At 70.2% G+C, this 19,717-nt stretch carries 17 protein-coding genes; 11 read left to right on the top strand and 6 right to left on the bottom strand.

Going from position 1 to position 19,717, the window contains the following annotated elements:
• Positions 1–28 precede the first annotated feature (28 nt).
• The 7 genes from rapZ to QUG93_RS01145 all read left to right on the top strand — a co-directional run bounded on the left by rapZ (position 29) and on the right by QUG93_RS01145 (position 6,086).
• Positions 29–1,009 (top strand): RNase adapter RapZ, encoded by a 981-nt coding sequence (rapZ, locus tag QUG93_RS01175; protein WP_289471794.1) that lies wholly within the window; start codon positions 29–31, stop codon positions 1,007–1,009.
• A gap of 75 nt (positions 1,010–1,084) precedes the next feature.
• Positions 1,085–2,065, top strand: coding sequence for a DNA-binding protein WhiA (gene whiA / locus QUG93_RS01170; RefSeq protein ID WP_289471793.1), 981 nt, complete (start codon positions 1,085–1,087; stop codon positions 2,063–2,065).
• A 256-nt stretch (positions 2,066–2,321) separates the two neighbouring features.
• The gene (gap, locus tag QUG93_RS01165; RefSeq protein WP_289471792.1) at positions 2,322–3,332 is read left to right on the top strand and encodes a type I glyceraldehyde-3-phosphate dehydrogenase; all 1,011 of its coding nucleotides are present in this window, start codon (positions 2,322–2,324) and stop codon (positions 3,330–3,332) included.
• Complete coding sequence (locus QUG93_RS01160) at positions 3,329–4,546, top strand: phosphoglycerate kinase (protein ID WP_289471791.1); 1,218 nt, start codon at positions 3,329–3,331, stop codon at positions 4,544–4,546. Before gap ends, QUG93_RS01160 begins: the two co-directional genes overlap by 4 nt.
• Complete coding sequence (tpiA, locus tag QUG93_RS01155) at positions 4,543–5,322, top strand: triose-phosphate isomerase (RefSeq protein WP_289471790.1); 780 nt, start codon at positions 4,543–4,545, stop codon at positions 5,320–5,322. The genes QUG93_RS01160 and tpiA overlap by 4 nt, the downstream gene beginning before the upstream one ends.
• Before the next feature lie 149 nt (positions 5,323–5,471).
• The gene (secG, locus tag QUG93_RS01150) at positions 5,472–5,723 is read left to right on the top strand and encodes a preprotein translocase subunit SecG (protein WP_058727797.1); all 252 of its coding nucleotides are present in this window, start codon (positions 5,472–5,474) and stop codon (positions 5,721–5,723) included.
• A gap of 3 nt (positions 5,724–5,726) precedes the next feature.
• Positions 5,727–6,086 carry an RNA polymerase-binding protein RbpA gene (locus tag QUG93_RS01145; RefSeq protein ID WP_289471789.1) on the top strand — a complete coding sequence of 120 codons (360 nt, stop codon included), beginning with the start codon at positions 5,727–5,729 and terminating at the stop codon, positions 6,084–6,086.
• Positions 6,087–6,368: 282 nt separating this feature from the next.
• On the opposite strand, the gene pgl is transcribed toward QUG93_RS01145, so the two are convergent.
• From pgl to tkt, 5 genes are all read right to left on the bottom strand, one after another.
• Entirely contained in the window at positions 6,369–7,139 is a 771-nt protein-coding gene (gene pgl, locus QUG93_RS01140) for a 6-phosphogluconolactonase (RefSeq protein WP_289471788.1), read from the bottom strand.
• A gap of 166 nt (positions 7,140–7,305) precedes the next feature.
• Positions 7,306–8,250 (bottom strand): glucose-6-phosphate dehydrogenase assembly protein OpcA, encoded by a 945-nt coding sequence (locus QUG93_RS01135; protein WP_289471787.1) that lies wholly within the window; start codon positions 8,248–8,250, stop codon positions 7,306–7,308.
• Positions 8,247–9,785, bottom strand: coding sequence for a glucose-6-phosphate dehydrogenase (gene zwf / locus QUG93_RS01130; RefSeq protein WP_289471786.1), 1,539 nt, complete (start codon positions 9,783–9,785; stop codon positions 8,247–8,249). The genes QUG93_RS01135 and zwf overlap by 4 nt, the downstream gene beginning before the upstream one ends.
• 193 nt (positions 9,786–9,978) lie before the next feature.
• Positions 9,979–11,091: a transaldolase gene (tal, locus tag QUG93_RS01125; RefSeq protein ID WP_289471785.1), complete on the bottom strand. Its 1,113-nt coding sequence runs from the start codon at positions 11,089–11,091 to the stop codon at positions 9,979–9,981.
• Positions 11,092–11,247: 156 nt separating this feature from the next.
• Positions 11,248–13,341 carry a transketolase gene (gene tkt / locus QUG93_RS01120; protein ID WP_289471784.1) on the bottom strand — a complete coding sequence of 698 codons (2,094 nt, stop codon included), beginning with the start codon at positions 13,339–13,341 and terminating at the stop codon, positions 11,248–11,250.
• Positions 13,342–13,710: 369 nt separating this feature from the next.
• Between tkt and QUG93_RS01115 the strand changes: the two genes are divergently transcribed.
• Positions 13,711–14,658 (top strand): heme o synthase, encoded by a 948-nt coding sequence (locus QUG93_RS01115; protein WP_289472045.1) that lies wholly within the window; start codon positions 13,711–13,713, stop codon positions 14,656–14,658.
• A gap of 727 nt (positions 14,659–15,385) precedes the next feature.
• Here the strand turns inward: QUG93_RS01115 and QUG93_RS01110 are convergent.
• The gene (locus QUG93_RS01110) at positions 15,386–16,372 is read right to left on the bottom strand and encodes a COX15/CtaA family protein (RefSeq protein WP_289471783.1); all 987 of its coding nucleotides are present in this window, start codon (positions 16,370–16,372) and stop codon (positions 15,386–15,388) included.
• Between the two features lie 250 nt (positions 16,373–16,622).
• Here QUG93_RS01110 and sufB point away from each other — a divergent pair, with 250 nt between their 5' ends.
• Genes sufB through QUG93_RS01095 form a run of 3 tightly spaced genes read left to right on the top strand, consistent with a single transcriptional unit; the run spans position 16,623 to position 19,699 of the window.
• Positions 16,623–18,041, top strand: coding sequence for a Fe-S cluster assembly protein SufB (gene sufB, locus QUG93_RS01105; RefSeq protein WP_289471782.1), 1,419 nt, complete (start codon positions 16,623–16,625; stop codon positions 18,039–18,041).
• Positions 18,042–19,373, top strand: coding sequence for a Fe-S cluster assembly protein SufD (gene sufD, locus QUG93_RS01100; RefSeq protein ID WP_289471781.1), 1,332 nt, complete (start codon positions 18,042–18,044; stop codon positions 19,371–19,373).
• The gene (locus tag QUG93_RS01095; protein WP_434533061.1) at positions 19,373–19,699 is read left to right on the top strand and encodes a non-heme iron oxygenase ferredoxin subunit; all 327 of its coding nucleotides are present in this window, start codon (positions 19,373–19,375) and stop codon (positions 19,697–19,699) included. Before sufD ends, QUG93_RS01095 begins: the two co-directional genes overlap by 1 nt.
• Positions 19,700–19,717: the final 18 nt, after the last annotated feature.

Here is a 19,717-nt window from a genome sequence, read left to right as displayed (position 1 = left end):
GGGCCGCCACGACGGAGCCCTCCCACACATGAGCGACACGAGCGACACGAGTCGCACGAGTGACCCGAGTCCCACGAGCGACCCGAGTCCCACGAGCGAGACGAGCACCGGCAGAGCGCCGGACGGGACGGGCCGCACGACGCAGCAGCACGACATCCTCATCGTCACCGGCATGTCCGGGGCCGGGCGGTCGACCGTCGGCAAGGCCCTCGAGGACCTCGGCTGGTACGTCGTCGACAACCTGCCCACCCAGATGCTCGGTCCGCTCACCGAGCTCGCCGACCGAGCGGGCGAGAAGATCCCCAAGATCGCCACGGTGGTCGACGTCCGCGGCGGGCGGTTCTTCACCGACCCCGAGCAGGCCGTCGAACAGGTCCGGTCCGGCACGTCGGCCCGCGTCCGCGTCCTGTTCCTCGAGGCGACCGACGCCGTGCTCGTCCGCCGCTTCGAGCAGGTCCGCCGCCCGCACCCCCTGCAGGGGGACGGCACGCTCCTCGACGGCATCGGGCTCGAGCGGTCGCGGCTGTCGGGGCTCCGCGAGGCGTCCGACGTGGTGATCGACACGTCGGACCTCAACATCCACCAGCTCGCGAACACCGTGACGGAGCGGTTCGCCGACGACCACTTCGTCGGCGTGCAGGTCACCCTGATGAGCTTCGGCTTCAAGTACGGGCTGCCCGCCGACGCCGACATGGTCGCCGACGTGCGGTTCATCCCGAACCCCTACTGGGTGCCGGAACTCCGTCCGCACACGGGCCTCGACGCCCCCGTCTCCGACTACGTCCTGGCCCAGCCGGGAGCCCGTTCGTTCGTCGAGCGCTACGCCGCCGTGCTCGAGCCCGTGCTCGCCGGGTACCAGCGCGAGAACAAAAGACACGCTACGATCGCCATCGGCTGTACCGGCGGCAAGCACCGCTCGGTCGCCGTCGTCGCCGAGTTGGCGAACCTCCTCCGCGGGATGCCCGACGTCGCCGTGCGTGTGAAGAACCGAGATCTCGGCCGGGAGTGACCGTCCCTCCGGCCGCTCCACACGGACGTGCGCCGGGGCCGCGGACCCCACCGAAGAAACGTTAGGAATGATGCTGTGCCGTTGACTGCCGAGGTCAAGGACGAACTGGCCAGGGTCGTCGTGAACCGCAACACGGTCCGCGCCGCCGAGCTCGCGACCATCCTGCGGTTCGCGGGCGGCCTGCACGTCATCTCCGGCAGGATCGCCGTCGAGGTCGAGCTCGACACCCGGATCATCGTGCACCGCGTGCGGAAGGACCTGGCGGAGCTGTACGGCGTCCGGTCCGAGGCGAGCGTCGGCTCGTCCGCGTCGTCGCGGCGCGGCACCCGCTACCTCGTGCGCGTGCTCGAGGCGGGGGAGACCCTCGCACGCCAGACCGGTCTGATGGACGCCCGACGTCGTCCCGTCCGCGGGCTGCCGAACCGGCTCACCACCGGGAACCGCGAGGACCTCGCCGCCATCTGGCGCGGCGCCTTCCTCGCCTCCGGCACCCTCACGGACCCGGGTCGGGCCGCGGCGCTCGAGGTCACCTGCCCGGGCAACGAGGCCGCGATGGCCCTGGTCGGCGCCGCCTCGCGCCTCGGCATCGCCGCGAAGGGCCGTGAGGTCCGCGGTGTCCACCGTGTCGTGATCCGGGACGGCGAGGCCATCGGCCAGATGCTCACCGTGATGGGTGCCGCGCGGACGACCGCGGAGTGGGAGGAGATGCGCCAGCGCCGCGAGGTCCGCGCCACCGCCAACCGCCTGGTCAACTTCGACGACGCGAACCTCCGCCGCTCCGCGCAGGCCGCCGTCGCCGCCTGCGCCCGTGTCGAGCGTGCGCTCGAGATCCTCGGCGACGAGGTCCCGGACCACCTCAAGTACGCCGGTTCGCTGCGCCTCGAGCACCGGGACGCCTCGCTCGACGAGCTCGGCCAGCACGCCGACCCGCCCATGACGAAGGACGCCATCGCCGGCCGCATCCGCCGCCTGCTCGCGATGGCCGACAAGAAGGCCTCCGACCTCGGCATCCCGGGCACCGAGGCCAGCGTGCCGGAGGAGCTCGAGGGCGCGTAGTCGCAGCGTGCGGGCCATCCGGACGGGAGGCGCGGTGCCAGCTGGCACCGCGCCTCCCGTCCGTCTCCGGCCCGGTTCCACCCCCGTCCGGACCACCGTCCGGACGGACCGTCATCCGGCGCTGGCGCGCAGTGTCCGACTGCTAGGGTCGTGACGGCGACGTTACGGGGCGTATCGTCCACCACACGTGGGCCCGAAGGGCACACGACTCCGAAAGCAGCGCCCCCGGGGCGCTCCACACCCACCAGGAGATCCATTGACCGTCAAGATCGGCATCAACGGCTTCGGCCGCATCGGCCGTAACTTCTTCCGGGCCGCCCTCGCGAAGGGCTCCGACCTCGAGATCGTGGCGGTGAACGACCTCACCGACAACGCGGCCCTCGCGAACCTGCTGAAGTTCGACTCCGTCACGGGTCGTCTCGGTGTCTCCGTCGAGCTCGACGGCGACAGCATCGTCGTCGACGGCAAGCCGATCAAGGTCCTCGCGGAGCGCGACCCCGCCAACCTCCCCTGGGGCGAGCTGGGCGTCGACATCGTCATCGAGTCGACCGGTTTCTTCACCAAGGCCGCCGACGCGCAGAAGCACATCGACGCGGGCGCCAAGAAGGTCATCATCTCGGCCCCGGCGACCGGCGACGACGTCACCATCGTCCTCGGCGTGAACGAGGACCAGTACGACCCGGCCAACCACAACATCATCTCGAACGCGTCCTGCACCACGAACAGCCTCGCGCCGCTCGCCAAGGTGTTCCACGACAAGTTCGGCATCGAGCGCGGCCTCATGACGACGGTGCACGCCTACACCGCCGACCAGAACCTGCAGGACGGCCCGCACAAGGACCCGCGTCGTGCCCGTGCCGCCGCACTGAACATCGTCCCGACCTCGACCGGTGCCGCCAAGGCCATCGGTCTGGTCATGCCGGAGCTCGCCGGCAAGCTCGACGGCTACGCGCTCCGCGTGCCGGTGCCGACCGGTTCGATCACCGACCTCACCCTCGAGACCAAGTCCGAGGTCACCGTCGACGAGATCAACGCGGCGTACAAGGAGGCGGCCGAGGGCCCGCTCAAGGGCATCCTGCTCTACAGCGAGGACCCGCTGGTGTCGACCGACATCACCACCGACCCGCACTCCTCGATCTACGACTCGGGCCTGACCAAGGTCATCGGCGGTCTCGTGAAGATCACCTCGTGGTACGACAACGAATGGGGCTACTCGAACCGCCTCGTCGACCTCACCGAGTACGTGGGCGAGCGACTCTCGGCATGAGCCTCCGCACCCTCGAGGACCTCGGCGACCTCGCCGGCAAGCGGGTCGTCGTCCGTTGTGACCTGAACGTCCCGCTCAAGGACGGCACGATCACCGACGACGGCCGCGTGCGGGCGTCGCTCGGCACGCTGAACACCCTGGTGAACGCCGGGGCGCGGGTCATCGTGATCTCGCACCTCGGCCGGCCCGACGGGTCGCCGGCACCGGAGTACTCGCTCGCCCCCGTGGCGCAGCGACTCTCCGAGCTGCTGGGCAAGGAGGTCACCTTCGTCGGCGAGACCGTCGGCGACGAGGCGACCGCTGCCGCCGAGGCCCTCGGGGACGGCGACGTCCTGCTGCTCGAGAACCTCCGCTTCAACCCGGAGGAGACGTCGAAGGACGCCGCCGCGCGTCAGCAGTTCGCCGAGCGGATCGCCGCCCTCGGCGACGCGTTCGTGTCCGACGGCTTCGGCGTCGTGCACCGCAAGCAGGCCTCGGTCTACGAGCTCGCCGACGCGCTCCCCAGCGCTGCCGGCTCGCTCATCGAGTCCGAGCTGACGGTGCTCGAGCGGCTGACCAAGGACCCGCAGCGCCCCTACACGGTCGTGCTCGGCGGGTCGAAGGTCAGTGACAAGCTCGGCGTCATCGAGCACCTGCTCCCGCAGGTCGACACGCTCTGCATCGGCGGCGGCATGCTCTTCACCTTCCTCGCGGCTCAGGGCCACGGGGTGGCGAAGTCGCTGCTCGAGCAGGACCAGCTCGACACCGTCCGCGCGTACCTGGCGAAGGCCGACGAGCTCGGAGTGACGATCGACCTGCCGACCGACGTGGTGGTGGCCTCCGGGTTCTCCGCCGACGCGTCGCACGAGACCGTGGCGGCGGACGCGATCGAGTCCTCGTCGTTCGGTGCGGACGGCATCGGCCTCGACATCGGCCCGGAGACGGCGGCGCGGTTCGCTGCGGCGGTGTCCAGCTCGAAGACCGTGTTCTGGAACGGCCCGATGGGCGTGTTCGAGTTCCCGGCCTTCGCGGCCGGCACGAAGACCGTTGCGCAGGCCCTGACCGAGGTCGACGGACTCGGCGTGGTCGGTGGCGGCGACTCCGCGGCGGCCGTCCGGTCGCTCGGCTTCTCCGACGACCGGTTTGGGCACATCTCGACGGGTGGTGGCGCGAGCCTCGAGTTCCTCGAGGGCAAGTCGCTGCCCGGCCTCGAAGCACTGGGGTGGTCCCGATGAGCCGTACTCCGTTCATCGCCGGGAACTGGAAGATGAACCTCGACCACCTGCAGGCGATCGCCACCGTGCAGAAGCTCGCGTGGACGCTGAAGGACGCGCGTCACGACCACGACGACGTCGAGGTCGCGGTGTTCCCGCCCTTCACCGACCTCCGCAGCGTGCAGACGCTCATCTCGGCGGACAAGCTGCAGATCCGGTTCGGCGCTCAGGACCTCTCGCAGTACGACTCGGGTGCCTACACCGGTGACGTCTCGGGCGCGTTCCTCGCCGCCCTCGACGCGCAGTACGTCATCGTCGGGCACTCCGAACGTCGCACGATGCACGGCGAGACCGACGAGGTCGTCGCCGCGAAGACCGCCGCTGCCGTCAAGCACGGCATCGTGCCGGTGGTCTGCGTCGGCGAGACCGGCGAGGAGCGCGAGCAGCGGGGTGCGGGCGTCGTCCCGGTCGAGCAGCTGAACGTGGTCCTCGGCGCGGTGCAGCCGGCGGAGATCGTCGTGGCGTACGAGCCGGTCTGGGCCATCGGCTCCGGTCAGGCCGCGACGCCCGAGCAGGCGCAGGACGACTGCGCCGCACTCCGTCGTGCCGTCGCTGCGGCGTGGGGCGAGGAGGCGGCCGCGGCCACGCGGGTCCTCTACGGCGGTTCGGTCAAGTCGGGCAACATCGCCGGCTTCCTCCGCGAGCCCGACATCGACGGCGCGCTCGTCGGTGGCGCCTCCCTCGACGTGCAGGAGTTCGCGGCCATCGCGCGCTTCCGGCAGCACGTCGGACTCTGAACCACCCCGTCCAGGCCGGTCACGTCCGCGTGACCGGCCTGGACCACGTCCGGGCCTGCGGTGCGCCGCGGGCCACGCCCGTGCCGGTGACCCCGGCCGCTCCGGTGGCCCGCTACACTTGCATGGCTGACTGACACGAAAGGTACGTCGTGGCGATACTCTCCGTCGTGCTGCAGGTCCTGCTCGCGATCACGAGCCTCCTGCTCACGCTCCTCATCCTCCTGCACAAGGGCCGCGGTGGTGGCCTGTCCGACATGTTCGGCGGCGGCGTGACGAGCAACCTCGGGGCGTCCGGCGTCGCCGAGCGCAACCTCAACCGCATCACGGTGATCCTCGGTCTGGTCTGGATCGTGTCGATCATCGTGCTCGGTCTCATCAACAAGTTCACGGCTGGGAGCTGACACATGGCGAGCGGAGGCAGTGCAATCCGGGGATCCCGCGTCGGCGCGGGCCCGATGGGTGAGCAGGACCGCGGGGTCCAGGCCGAGCGCGTGGCGATCTCGTACTGGGACGCCCTCGGCAACGAGGTCGTGCGGTACTTCGCCGCGAACCTGCCGGACGACGAGATCCCGGAGACGGTCGACTCGCCCTCCACGGGGCTGCCGGCCGGCCGCGACAAGGAGAACCCTCCCGTCGTCGCGAAGACCGAGCCCTACAAGACGCACCTCGCGTACGTGAAGGAGCGCCGCACCGAGGAAGAGGCGGCGCAGCTCCTCGAGGACGCGCTCCAGCAGCTCCGGCAGCGGCGCGGCACCGCGAAGTAGCACCACACATCCGAAGGCCCCCGCACCGATCCCGGTGCGGGGGCCTTCGTCGTCTGTCGTCGAACCCTCGGACGCGCCAGACACGGCTCGTCGAGGTTTCACAACTCGCCGCGTCCGTGCGGCGGGGTTCCATGAAGCGAGTCCGCGTGCACCGAGAGCGCAGGATTTCGGAACCCGGAGGGACCGGGGTCAGGCGGGTCTAGAAGCCAGGTGGGCGGAGACGGATGGGAGGCGCGGTGCCAGCTGGCACCGCGCCTCCCATCCGTCCGTCCGGGGTCGCGTCTAGTAGGTGGAAGCGATGAGGTTCTCGGGGACCTCGCGGGCAGCGTCCTGGTCGACGAAGAAGACCGTGCGCTTCCGGCCCTGCACGCCGCCGACGGGCACCTCGTCGACCGCGGCACCGGCCAGCGCGAGGCCGAGGACGGACGCCTTCTCGGCGCCGGACAAGATGACCCACACGCGCTGCGAAGCGTTGATCACCGGGAAGGAGAGCGTGAGGCGCTGCGGCGGCGGCTTGGGGGAGTCGTCGACGGTGAGCACGGCGCGGTCGGTGACCGAGAGCTGCGGGAACTCCGGGAACAGCGACGCCGTGTGGCCGTCGGGGCCGACGCCGAGCAGCGTGATGTCGAAGCGCGGGGTCACGGCTCCCTCGGGGGCGGCCTCCTGCAGTTCGCGCTCGTACTGCGATGCGGCCTCCTCGATGGTGAGGCCGGCGTCCGACGCCGCCATCGGGTGGATGTTCTCGGCCGGGACGTCGACGTGGGCGAAGAAGTCTGCCTGCGTCCCGGTGACGTTGCGGTCCGCGTCACCCTCGGCGACCCAGCGCTCGTCGACCCACCACACGTGCACCTTCGACCAGTCGACGCTCTCGCGCGCCGGCGACTGCCCGATCGCGGCGAGGACGAGGGACGACACCGAACCACCGCTGATCGCGATGTCCGCGCGCTCCTGCTCGTCGAGCACGTCGATGATCTTCGTGATGAAGCGAGCGGCGACCGATGCGCCGAGGGCCTGCTTGTCCGGGTGCACCAGCACCCGTCGTTCGTTGGTCACGTGACTCCCGTGTTCGTGGCGGCCGACCGGTGCGACCGCCTTCGGTCCGACCGGGCGGCACTGCCGTCCGGTCCGACCGGGCCCCCGCGCGAGCGGGAGGCCCGGTCCGGGCGGGCCGGGTCGGCGCTCGTGGAGAACGCCGACCCGGACCCGACCGTGTGGGCGCTCAGCCCGCGATCGAGTCGCGGAGCTGCGGCACCCCGTGCTTGACGACGTCCCCGAAGAGGACGTCCGGGTCGAGTCTACGGAGTTCCTCTGCGAGGCAGTCACGCAGGTTGCGCCGCGGCAGCGAGAGGTCGTGCGTCGGCTGGCCCGGCATCGACAGCGTGGCGACGTCGACGAGCGAGCGCTCCAGGTCGATCGCGCCCGAGGCGCGCTCGAGCTTGACCCCGTGGATGCCGCTCGACCCGGTCGCGCGTGGCGACGTGACGACGGACACCGGGACCTGCAGCTGCAGCTGGAGCCACGCGGCGAGCAGGATCGTCGACGGGCTGTCGCTCGCTCCGGAGACCTCCACGCCCGTGACCGGCTCGTACGGCGGCTGGTCGAGCGCCGCGGCGAGCTGGTTCCGCCAGAGCGTGAGCCGCGTCCACGCGAAGTCGGTGTCGCCCGGCACGTAGGACTTCCCGAGCGCCTCGATCGCGCCGTTCGGGTCCTTCTGCGCGGCGGCGTCGGTGATGCGGCGCTGCGCGATCCGGCCCAGCGCGGACGCCGCCGGCTGCTCCGGAGCGGTCTGCGGCCACCAGGCCACGACGGGCGCGTCGGGCAGGAGCAGGCCGGTGACCAGGCTCTCCTCGTCCGTCGCGGTCTCGCCGTATGCGCGGAGGACGATGACCTCACTCGCACCCGCATCGCTGCCCACGCGGATCTGCGCGTCGAGACGACCGGGGGACTTCGTGTCACCGTCGTTCTTCGACACGATGATCACGCGCATCGGGTGCTCGCGCGACGCCTGGTTCGCGGCCGAGATCGCCTCTTCCTCGTGGCCCAGTGCCGTCGAGATGATGAGCGTCAGCACGCGGCCGAGGGCGACGGCGCCGCCCTCCTCGCGGATGTGCACGAGCTTCTTCTGGATCTTGGACACCGTGGTGTTCGGCATGTCGATCTTCATGGACGCCTCCAGGTCCGGCCGTCGCGGGCGAGCAGGGCATCGGCGGACGCCGGACCCCACGTGCCGGGACGGTACTGCTCGGGCTGGCCCTGCGTGGCCCAGAACTCCTCGATCGGGTCGAGGATCTTCCACGACAGTTCCACCTCTTGGTGACGGGGGAACAGGGGCGGATCGCCGAGGAGCACGTCGAGGATGAGCCGCTCGTACGCCTCGGGCGAGGCCTCGGTGAACGCGTGTCCGTAGCCGAAGTCCATCGTCACGTCGCGCACCTGCGTGCCGACGCCCGGGACCTTCGAGCCGAAGCGGAGCGTGACCCCCTCGTCCGGCTGCACGCGGATGACGAGCGCGTTCTGCCCGAGCGGCGCCTGCGTGTTGCCGTAGACGTCCTCGGGGACGCGCTTGAACACGATCGCGATCTCGGTGACGCGGCGACCCAGGCGCTTGCCGGCGCGCAGGTAGAAGGGCACGCCCTGCCAGCGACGGGTCGCGATGTCGAGCTTGATCGCCGCGTAGGTCTCCGTCGTGGACTCGGGGTTCATGCCCGCCTCCTCGAGGAACCCGAGCACCTTCTCGCCACCCTGCCAGCCGCCGTCGTACTGCCCGCGGGCCGTCGCCGTTGCGAGGTCCTCGGGCAGTCGGACCGCGGAGAGCACCTTCTCCTTCTCGGCACGCAGGTCCGCGGCCTTGAACGAGACGGGCTCCTCCATCGCGGTCAGCGCGAGGAGCTGCAGCAGGTGGTTCTGGATGACGTCGCGCGCCGCACCGATGCCGTCGTAGTAGGCGGCACGCCCGGCGACGCCGATGTCCTCGGCCATCGTGATCTGCACGTGGTCGACGTAGTTCGAGTTCCAGATGGGTTCGTACATCTGGTTGGCGAACCGGAGCGTCAGCAGGTTCTGGACGGTCTCCTTGCCGAGGTAGTGGTCGATGCGGAACACGTCGTCGGGCGCGAAGACGCTCTCGACGATCGCGTTCAGCTCTCGGGCGGTGCGGAGGTCGGAGCCGAAGGGCTTCTCGACGACCACACGGCTCCACGAGTCCTCGCGCTTCTCGGTGAGCCCCGAGACCTTCAGCTGCTCGGTCACGACCGGGAACATCTTGGGCGGGATCGACAGGTAGAAGGCGTGGTTGCCGAGCGTGCCGCGCTGCGCATCGAGCTCGTCGACCGTGCGCTTGAGCTCGAGGAACGCCTCGGGGTCGTCGAACGAGCCCTGCACGAAGCGGATGCCCTGTTCGAGCTGCTTCCAGACGGCCTCGTCGAAGGGGGTGCGGGAGTGGTCCCGGACCGCGTCGTGCACGAGCTGGGAGAAGTCCTGGTCCTCCCAGTCGCGCCGGGCGAACCCGACGAGTGCGAAGCCCGGGGGCAGGAGGCCCCGGTTCGCCAGGTCGTAGACCGCGGGCATCAGCTTCTTGCGCGACAGGTCGCCCGTCACGCCGAAGATGATGAGGGTGCTGGGACCCGCGATCCGGTTCAGACGTCGGTCGGTCGGCAACCGGAGCGGGTTGTGCTCCGGGGTGATCGCCACCGGTGACATGAGTCGGTGAACTCCTTGTGAGTCGAACGGAGACGGCGGAGCGCTGCGCTGCGGTGGCAGCGGCGACTCCGCCGTCGTGGTGGTCGGGTCCGGCCGGGAGGCACGTGGCGGCCCCGGCGGTCGGGTCACGACCGTGGGTGCCCGCGTCCCGAGGGCGGTGGTGCCGTCCGCGGGACGCGGGCTCCTGGTGTGCTTACTTGCTGTTCTCGAGCGCGGTCTTCACCGTGTCGACGAGCTCGCCCCAGGAGACGTTGAACTTGTCCACGCCCTCCTTCTCGAGCAGGGCCACGACGTCGTCGTAGTCCACACCGGCGGCGGCGATCTGGTCCATGACCTGCTGCGCGTCGTCGAACGAGCCGGCGATGGCGTCGCCGTGGATCTCGCCGTGGTCGAAGGTCGCGTCGAGCGTCTTGCCCGGCATGGTGTTGACGGTGTTCGGCGCGGCGAGCTCGGTCACGTAGAGCGTGTCGGGCAGCGACGGGTCCTTGACACCGGTCGAGGCCCAGAGCGGGCGCTGCGTGTTGGCACCGGACTCGAGCAGGCCCAGGGCGCGCTCGGTGGCGAACTGCTCGGTCCAGACCTGGTACGCGAGCTGCGCGTTGGCGATGCCGGCCTTCGACTTGAGGGCCTTGGCCTCGTCGGTGCCGACGGAGTCCAGGCGCTTGTCGATCTCGGAGTCGACGCGCGACACGAAGAACGACGCGACCGAGTGGATCTTCGAGAGGTCGTGACCGGCAGCCTTGGCCTTCTCGAGCCCGCCGAGGTAGGCGTCGATGACGGCGCGGTAGCGCTCGAGCGAGAAGATCAGGGTGACGTTGACCGAGATGCCCGCACCGATGACCTCGGTGATGGCCTCGAGGCCCTCGAGGGTCGCGGGGATCTTGATGAGGACGTTCTCGCGGCCGACCTTCTCGAACAGGAACTTGGCCTGCTCGATGGTCTTCTGCGTGTCGTGGGCCAGGCCCGGCTCGACCTCGATGGAGACACGGCCGTCGAAGCCCTTGGTCTCGTCGTAGATCGGCTTGAAGACGTCGGAGGCGTTCGCGACGTCCTGCGTGGTGATCTCGAAGATCGCCTCGGTGACGTCGGTGCCCTTCGCCGCGAGCTCCTTGACCTGCGAGTCGTAGCGCTCGCCCTTGGCGAGGGCCGACGCGAAGATGGTCGGGTTCGTGGTGACGCCGACGACGTTCTTCTGCTCGATGAGCTCGGTCAGCTTGCCGGTCTCGAGCAGCTCGCGCGACAGGTCGTCGAGCCAGATGCTGACGCCGACCTCGGAGAGGGCGGCGGTGGGGGTGTTCTCAGCCATGGGTTTCTCTTCTTCTTTCGTCGACCGGCCCGGTCTGCGTGACGCGACCGGGGCCGTGGTGTCGTGGTCTGGAGGCCGGGAGGCACGTGGCGGGGCCGCCGCGTGCCTCCCGGCAGAGGGGCCGGATCCGGCGTACCGGACCCGGCCCCTCGAGGGTCAGGAAGCTGCGATCGATTCCTTGGCGGCGGCGACGACGTGCTCCGTCGTGAAGCCGAACTCGGCGAACAGGCGCTGGTAGTCCGCCGAGGCACCGAAGTGCTCGATCGAGACGCTGCGGCCCTTGTCGCCGACGATGTCGCGCCAGCTCATGCCGATGCCGGCCTCGACGGAGACGCGCGCGGTGACGGCCTTCGGGAGGACCTGCTCGCGGTAGGCCTCGTCCTGCTCGAAGAACCACTCGAGCGACGGGGCGCTCACGACGCGGGCGTTGATGCCCTCGGCCTTGAGCTGCTCGCGTGCCTCGACCGCGATCTGCACCTCGGAACCGGTGCCGATGAGGATGACGTCCGGGGTGCCGTTCGGCGCCTCGGCCAGGATGTACGCGCCCTTCGCGACGTTCTTCGCGGAGGCGAGCGTCTCGCCGGAGGCGTCGCCCTCACCACGCTCGAAGACCGGGAGGTTCTGGCGGCTCAGCGCGATGCCGGCCGGACGGTCCTTGTGCTTGAGCATCTCGAGCCAGGCGTACGAGACCTCGTTGGCGTCGGCCGGACGGACGACGTCGAGACCCGGGATCGCACGGAGGGCGGTGAGCTGCTCGATCGGCTGGTGCGTCGGGCCGTCCTCGCCGAGGGCGATGGAGTCGTGGGTCCAGACGTAGATCGCCGGCGCCTTCATGAGCGCGGCGAGACGGACCGCCGGACGCATGTAGTCGCTGAAGATGAGGAACGTGCCGCCGAAGGGGCGGGTGTTCCCGTGCAGCACGATGCCGGACAGGATCGAGCCCATCGCGTGCTCGCGGATGCCGAAGTGCAGCACGCGGCCGTACGGGTCGGTCGACCAGGTCTTCGTCGACGCCTCGGCCGGACCGAAGGACTTCGCGCCCTCGATCGTGGTCAGGTTCGACTCGGCGAGGTCCGCCGAACCGCCCCAGAACTCGGGCATGAGCGGCGCGATGGCGTTGATGACCTTGCCGGAGGCGGCGCGGGTGGAGACGGCCTTCTCGGTGGAGAAGACCGGCAGGGCCTCCTCGAGGCCCTCGGGGAGCTCGCCGGCGTTGATGCGGTCGAGCATCGCCTTCTTCTCCGGGTTGGCCGCGGCCCACGCGTCGAAGGTCTTCGTCCACTCGGCGTGCTGCTCCTGGCCCTTGGCGATCGCACCGCGGGTGTACTCGAGCACCTCGGGGTCGACGTCGAAGGTCTTCTCCGGGTCGAAGCCGAGGACCTCCTTGAGGCCCTTCAGCTCGTCGGCGCCGAGCGCGGAGCCGTGGATCTTGCCGGAGTTCTGCTTGGTCGGCGACGGCCAACCGATGATCGTCTTGAGGACGATGAGCGACGGCTTCGTCGTCTCGGCCTTGGCGGCCTCGACGGCGCGGTGGAGCTCCTCGACGTCCTCGGAGTACTCGCCGGTCTTCTTCCAGTCGACGTGCTGGACGTGCCAGCCGAGCGACTCGTAGCGGGCGGCGACGTCCTCGGAGAACGCGATGTCGGTGTCGTCCTCGATCGAGATCTGGTTCGAGTCGTAGAAGACGACCAGGCGGCCGAGCTGCTGGCGGCCGGCGAGGCTCGCGGCCTCGTTCGTGACGCCCTCCTGCATGTCGCCGTCACCGGCGATCACGTAGGTGAAGTGGTCGAAGGGCGACTCGCCGTCGGCGGTCTCCGGGTCGAAGAGGCCGCGCTCGAAGCGCTGGGCGTAGCCGAAGCCCACGGCCGAGGCGAGGCCCTGGCCGAGCGGGCCGGTGGTGATCTCCACGCCGTCGGTGTGGCCGTACTCCGGGTGACCCGGGGTCTTCGAGCCCCACTTGCGCAGGTGCTGGAGGTCCTCGAGCTCGAGGCCGTAGCCGTGCAGGTAGAACTGCACGTACTGCAGGATCGAGGCGTGACCGGCGGAGAGGATGAAGCGGTCGCGGCCGATCCAGGTGGAGTCGCTGGGGTCGCGACGCATCACCTTCTGGAAGAGCAGGTGGGCGACCGGCGCGAGGCTCATCGCGGTGCCGGGGTGACCGTTGCCGGCGGCCTCGACCGCGTCGGCGGCGAGGACGCGTGCCGTGTCGACGGCCTTCCGGTCGATGGCGTCCCAGGTGAATTCAGCCACTTGGATGTTGACCCTTCGTTGTTGCGACATGTGCGAGGGCTCGTGCCATCGCACGGACATGATCGCCGTCCCGGGGCCGTGTGTCGTGTCGCCGTCGAGCGGCGGCCGACCGGCTCGATACGGCCGACGTCTTCGGGGCACGCAATGCGGGAGGGCGTGTCCAGCATACTGACCACGCACTCAGAAGGTGTCCAGGTGACGACGGAGCCGTGTCGGGCGTCGGCCCGGTCGGCGGGGCGGGGCATCGTCGCGGCGCCTCGATGGCCTAAACTGACGTGGGCCCGTGTGCATTCCGGGTCCACGCACGCCCCGACGACGACGGAGCCGTCCACCGAGTGTGCGAGCTGATGCGAACAGACTGAGGTTGCCCTGTTGACTGCCACCGAGACCCGGCCCGACATCGTTCGACCCCGCTCGACGCTGTCCCGCAAGGTCCGTGCGTACGTCTCTCTCACGAAGCCGCGCGTCATGGAGCTCCTGCTCGTGACGACCGCGCCGACGATGTTCCTGGCCGAGCGGGGCGTGCCCGACCTGTGGCTCGTGTTCTGGACGATGCTCGGTGGGGCGATGTCGGCGGGGTCCGCATCGGCGTTCAACTGCTACATCGACCGTGACATCGACCGGCTGATGAAGCGGACGAGCACCCGTCCGCTCGTCACCGGTGAGCTCACCGACCGCGAGGCCCTGGTGTTCTCGTGGGTGCTCGCGGTGCTGTCGACGGCCGTGCTCGGGTTCCTGGTGAACTGGCTCGCCGCGGCGCTCAGCGTCGTCGCGATCCTCATCTACGTGTGCGTCTACACGCTGTGGCTCAAGCGCCGCACGCCGCAGAACATCGTCTGGGGTGGGTCGGCCGGCTGCATGCCGGTGCTGATCGGCTGGGCCGGCGTCACCGGGTCGCTGTCGTGGGCGCCGATCATCCTCTTCATGGTGATCTTCCTCTGGACGCCGCCGCACTACTGGCCACTGTCGATGAAGTACCGCGACGACTACGACGCCGCCGACGTGCCGATGCTCGCGGTGGTCCGGGGCCGCACGGTCGTCGGGCTCCAGGTCGTCCTGTACGCCTGGGCGACCCTGGTCTGCTCGCTGCTGCTGATCCCGGTCGCGGGCATGGGGCCGCTCTACACGGTCGTCGCACTCGCGGGCGGCATCTGGTTCGTCGTCGAGTCGCACAAGCTCTACTCGCGGGCGATCCAGCACGTCGAGCACGTCCAGCCGATGCGCGTCTTCCACAGCTCGATCACCTACCTGACGCTGCTGTTCATCGCCGTGGGCATCGACCCGCTGCTGCCGCAGGTCTTCACCTTCTCGCTCTAGCGCGGGCTCGTCGCCCAGGACAGCGCCGCCGGTCCGCCGGCGGCGCTGTCGTGCGTCGTGGGGCTGCGCGGACGCGGGCGGTGCGCGGCCGGGGGACTGCGCGGCGCGGGGGACTGCGCGGCTGCGGGACTGCGCGGCCGGGGCAGACGCGGGCAGCTGGGCGCGGGTGTGGGTGAGTGCTTCCGGCTGCCATGACACAGCCGCTGTCGCACGACGACGACGGTGTCGCGGGAGGCGGCGGGCGACGCGGGCTGCTCCGGGCGGGTCGACCGGGGCGACGATGCCGCTGTTGTACGACGACGACGGTGTCGCGGGAGGCGGCGGGCGAGGCGGGCCGCTCCGGGCGGGTCGACCGGGGCGACGATGCCGCTGTCGTACGACGACGACGGTGTCGCGGCAGCCGCGCGGCGGCGAGCGGGCGCCGGACGGGAGGCGCGGGGCGAGCGGGCGACGGGCCTCCCGTCCGAGTCGTGGCCGGGCCTGCGGGGGCGCGAGACGGTCGCGTCCGCCCGGTACCCAGTCGGATCCGGGGGCGTCTCGCGCTGTCGGCGGTGTCGCGCTGCGTCGCCGGCGTCTCGAGCGTGGTCGCCGGCACCGAGGCAGTCCGGACGACGACATCCCACGCGGCGTCGATGGGAGCGGGGCGACGCATGGACGCCGACATCCCACGCGCCGCCGATCGGAGCGGGGCGACGCGCGGGATGTCGGAGGACGAGCGAGGAGCGCGTCAGGCGGCGATGCGCTCCCGGACGGCCTGGCGGCCGGCGCTGCCGCGCGTCGAGAGCACGACGACGGTCACCGCACCCACGAGCAGTCCGGCGAGCACCATGTGCGTCCCCACCAGGCCGACCGGCAGACCGGTCCGCGCCTGGGTCAGGCCGACGGCGATCTGCACGAACTCGACGACGAGCAGGACGAGGGCCCAGCGGCTCGACAGACGGAGGACGACCGCGCCGACGACGAGCGCGAGGGTCAGGGCGAAGAGCACGTAGGCCGGGATCGCGTGCAGGTGCTCCATGAGCTGCGGGTCGAAGCCCGTGCGGTGCAGGCGCCCACCGTCGACCGCCTCGCTCGCACCGGCGTGCGGGCCGGAGCCCGTCGTCAGGATGCCGACCAGGACGGTGACCACCACGGCGGCGACGGTGCAACGGACCAGGCCCGTGTACCAGCCGGGGACGAGCCGTGCGGCGGTCCGCGGTCCGTTCATCGAGCGGTACACGAGCGTGGCGGTGACCGCGACGAGCGTCGTGGAGACCACGAAGTGCAGGCCGACGACGAACGGGTTGAGGTTCGTGAGCACGCTGAGGCCGCCGATCACCGCCTGCACCGGGATCGCGATGCCCTGGGCGAACGCGAGCCAGAAGAGTTCGGGACGCGTGCGGCGCATCCGGACCACGGCGAGGAACATCGCGACCGCGACGACCACCAGGACGAAGGTGAGCAGCCGGTTGCCGAACTCGATGACGCCGTGCACACCCATCTCCGGGGTCGACACGAGCGACTCGGCGGTGCACTTCGGCCACGTCGGGCACCCCAGACCGGACGCGGTCAGGCGGACGAGGCCGCCGGTGCCGATCAGCACGACCTCGACCACGAAGGACGCCCAGGCGAGCCAGATCACGCGGGGGTCGACGGCGCGGGGGAGCGACCACCACCGTGGGTTCCGGGTCTCCTGCTGGACGCCCTGCTCGACGGTGGGTCCGACGCGAGTCACGAGGGTGGTGCCTTCCTGTTGTTCCGTGCGGTGAACCTGTAGGATTCGAGGGTTCAGCAGCAGTCAAGTCTAGGCAGGCGCCGGCTCCGAATGGGCCGAGATCGCCGTTCGGTCGGACGACTGCGTGGGACCATCGACGTTGCGAGGCAGCAACGCCGTGGGACTCCTGTCGGAGGTCCGCGGTGGAATGGCGTCCGGACGTCACGGGTTGTCCCCACAGACGCTGCCGCGAGAAGGAAACGAGGAGACCATGTCCGACGTGCTCATCGACCGTCCAGAACTCGAAGGGCTCGGCCAGTACGAGTTCGGCTGGTCCGACTCCGACACGGCCGGTGCGTCTGCGCGCCGCGGTCTGTCGGACGAGGTGGTCAGCGACATCTCCGCCCGGAAGAACGAGCCCGAGTGGATGCGCAAGCTCCGCCTCAAGGCGCTGACGCTGTTCGACCGCAAGCCGATGCCGTCGTGGGGTGCCGACCTGTCGGACATCGACTTCGACAACATCAAGTACTTCGTGAAGTCCACCGAGAAGCAGGCCCAGACCTGGGAAGAGCTGCCCGAGGACATCCGCAACACCTACGAGCGCCTGGGCATCCCCGAGGCCGAGCGCCAGCGCCTGGTCGCCGGCGTCGCCGCGCAGTACGAGTCCGAGGTCGTCTACCACCAGATCCGCGAGGACCTGGAACAGCAGGGCGTCATCTTCATGGACACCGACACGGCGCTCCGCGAGCACCCGGAGTTCTTCGAGGAGTACTTCGGCTCCGTGATCCCGGCGGGCGACAACAAGTTCGCCGCGCTGAACACGGCCGTGTGGTCCGGCGGCTCCTTCGTCTACGTGCCGAAGGGCGTGCACGTCGAGATCCCGCTGCAGGCCTACTTCCGGATCAACACCGAGAACATGGGCCAGTTCGAGCGGACGCTGATCATCGCGGACGAGGACTCCTACGTCCACTACATCGAGGGCTGCACCGCCCCGATCTACAAGTCCGACTCGCTGCACTCGGCCGTGGTCGAGATCATCGTGAAGAAGAACGCCCGCGTGCGCTACACGACGATCCAGAACTGGTCGAGCAACGTCTACAACCTCGTCACCAAGCGCGCGATCGCGCACGAGGGCGCGACGATGGAGTGGATCGACGGCAACATCGGGTCCAAGGTCACGATGAAGTACCCGTCGATCTACCTCGCGGGCGAGCACGCCAAGGGCGAGACCCTGTCCGTCGCGTTCGCCGGTCCCGGCCAGCACCAGGACGCCGGCGCGAAGATGATCCACATGGCGCCGTACACGACGTCGTCGATCGTCTCGAAGTCGATCGCCCGTGGCGGTGGCCGCGCCGGGTACCGCGGGGAGGTCCGCGTCGACCCGGCCGCGCACCACGCAGCGAACACGGTCCGCTGTGACGCGCTGCTCGTCGACACGGTGAGCCGCAGCGACACGTACCCGGCGATCGACATCCGCGTCGACGACGTGCAGCTCGGGCACGAGGCCACGGTCTCCCGCGTGAGCGAGGAGCAGCTGTTCTACCTCATGTCGCGCGGCATGCCGGAGGACGAGGCGATGGCCATGATCGTCCGCGGCTTCATCGAGCCCATCGCCCGCGAGCTCCCGATGGAGTACGCGCTCGAACTCAACAAGCTCATCGAGATGAGCATGGAAGGATCCGTCGGCTAGATGTCGAACACCAGCACCAACCCGACACCGACCGGCGGGTCCACCCCCGCTCCGCACATCGACCAGCCGATCGAGCCCTCCGCCGTGGCGCAGGGCCAGCAGGCTCCGTCGGCGCAGGGTCAGGGCACCGAGCAGCACGGCGCGCGCGCGCACTCCGACGGAGGATGGGACACGAAGGTCCCGGTCCAGACCCGCTCGGAGCGCCCGCAGTCCGGCGACCTCGACGCCTTCCCGCCGGTCACCGGCCGCGAGGTCAACTGGAAGTTCGCGCCGCTGACCAAGCTCCAGCCGCTGCTCGACGGCGGCCTCGACGGCTCCGCCTACCCGTTCCTCGCCCGTCAGACCGAGGGCGCCGACGTCGAGTGGGGTCGGAGCGACGACCCGGCCGTCGGCACCGCGGGTCTGCCCGAGGACCGCGCCGCGGCGGCTGCCTGGACCGCGCGCGACGCCGTGCTCAAGGTCACCGTCAAGGCGACCGAGGCGCACGAGTCGATCTCGATCACCCGCTCGGACTTCGGCACCCAGCCGCGCGCCGCGCACACCGTGATCACCGCGGAGCAGCACGCGCAGGGCATCGTCGTGATCGACAACCGCGGGTCGGCGGTCCTCAGCGAGAACGTCGAGATCGTGGTCCGCGACGGCGCCCGGCTCACGGTCGTCAGCCTGCAGGACTGGGACGACGACGCGGTGCACGTGTCGACGCAGTTCGCCGAGGTCGGTCGTGACGCCTTCCTGAAGCACGTCGTGGTCTCGCTCGGCGGCGACGTCGTCCGGGTCAACCCGTCGACGCACCTCGGAGCCCAGGGTGCCGACACCGAGATGTACGGCGTGTACTTCGCCGATGCGGGGCAGTACATCGAGCAGCAGGTCTACGTGAACCACGACGCCCCGAACACCCGCGGCCGCGTCAACTACAAGGGTGCGCTGCAGGGCGAGGGTGCGCACACGGTGTGGATCGGCGATGTCCTCATCGGCCGCGCCGGTGACGGCACCGACTCGTACGAGCAGAACCGCAACCTGGTCCTGACCGACGGCACGCGCGCGGACAGCATCCCGAACCTCGAGATCGAGACGGGCAACATCGAGGGCGCCGGGCACGCGAGCGCGACCGGTCGCTTCGACGACGAGCAGCTGTTCTACCTGCAGGCCCGCGGTATCCCCGAGGAAGAGGCCCGTCGCCTCGTCGTCCTCGGCTTCCTGGTCGAGGTCATCCAGAAGATCGGTGCGCCCGAGCTCGAGGAGCGCCTCATCGCCGCGGTCGAGCAGGAGCTCGCCGAGGGCCGCACCGCGGTCGCCGCCGCCACCCCCGAGGCCGAGCAGGCGGACGCCTGATGGCCGAGAAGGTCTGCTCCGAATCGGACATCGCGGTCGACAGCCCGATGCGCGTGGTCGTCGACGGTACCGCCGTGGCGATCGTGAAGGACTCGGCCGGCGTCGTGCACGCGATCGGGGACACCTGCACGCACGGGGACATCTCCCTGGCCGAGGGGTTCGTCGAGGGCGACACGCTCGAGTGCTGGGCCCACGGGTCCCGGTTCTCGCTGGCCACCGGCAAGCCGCAGAACTTCCCGGCCTACGAGCCGGTCCCGGTCTTCCGGGTCGAGGTCCGCGACGGCGACGTCTACGTCGACGTGCACGACCCGGTCCCCGTCGACTGAGCGTCACCCCCACTCTTC

Origin of the sequence: Curtobacterium caseinilyticum (genome assembly GCF_030363035.1) — a bacterium.
GTDB lineage: Bacteria > Actinomycetota > Actinomycetes > Actinomycetales > Microbacteriaceae > Curtobacterium > Curtobacterium caseinilyticum.
This window is presented reverse-complemented; position numbering and strand designations above follow the sequence as displayed.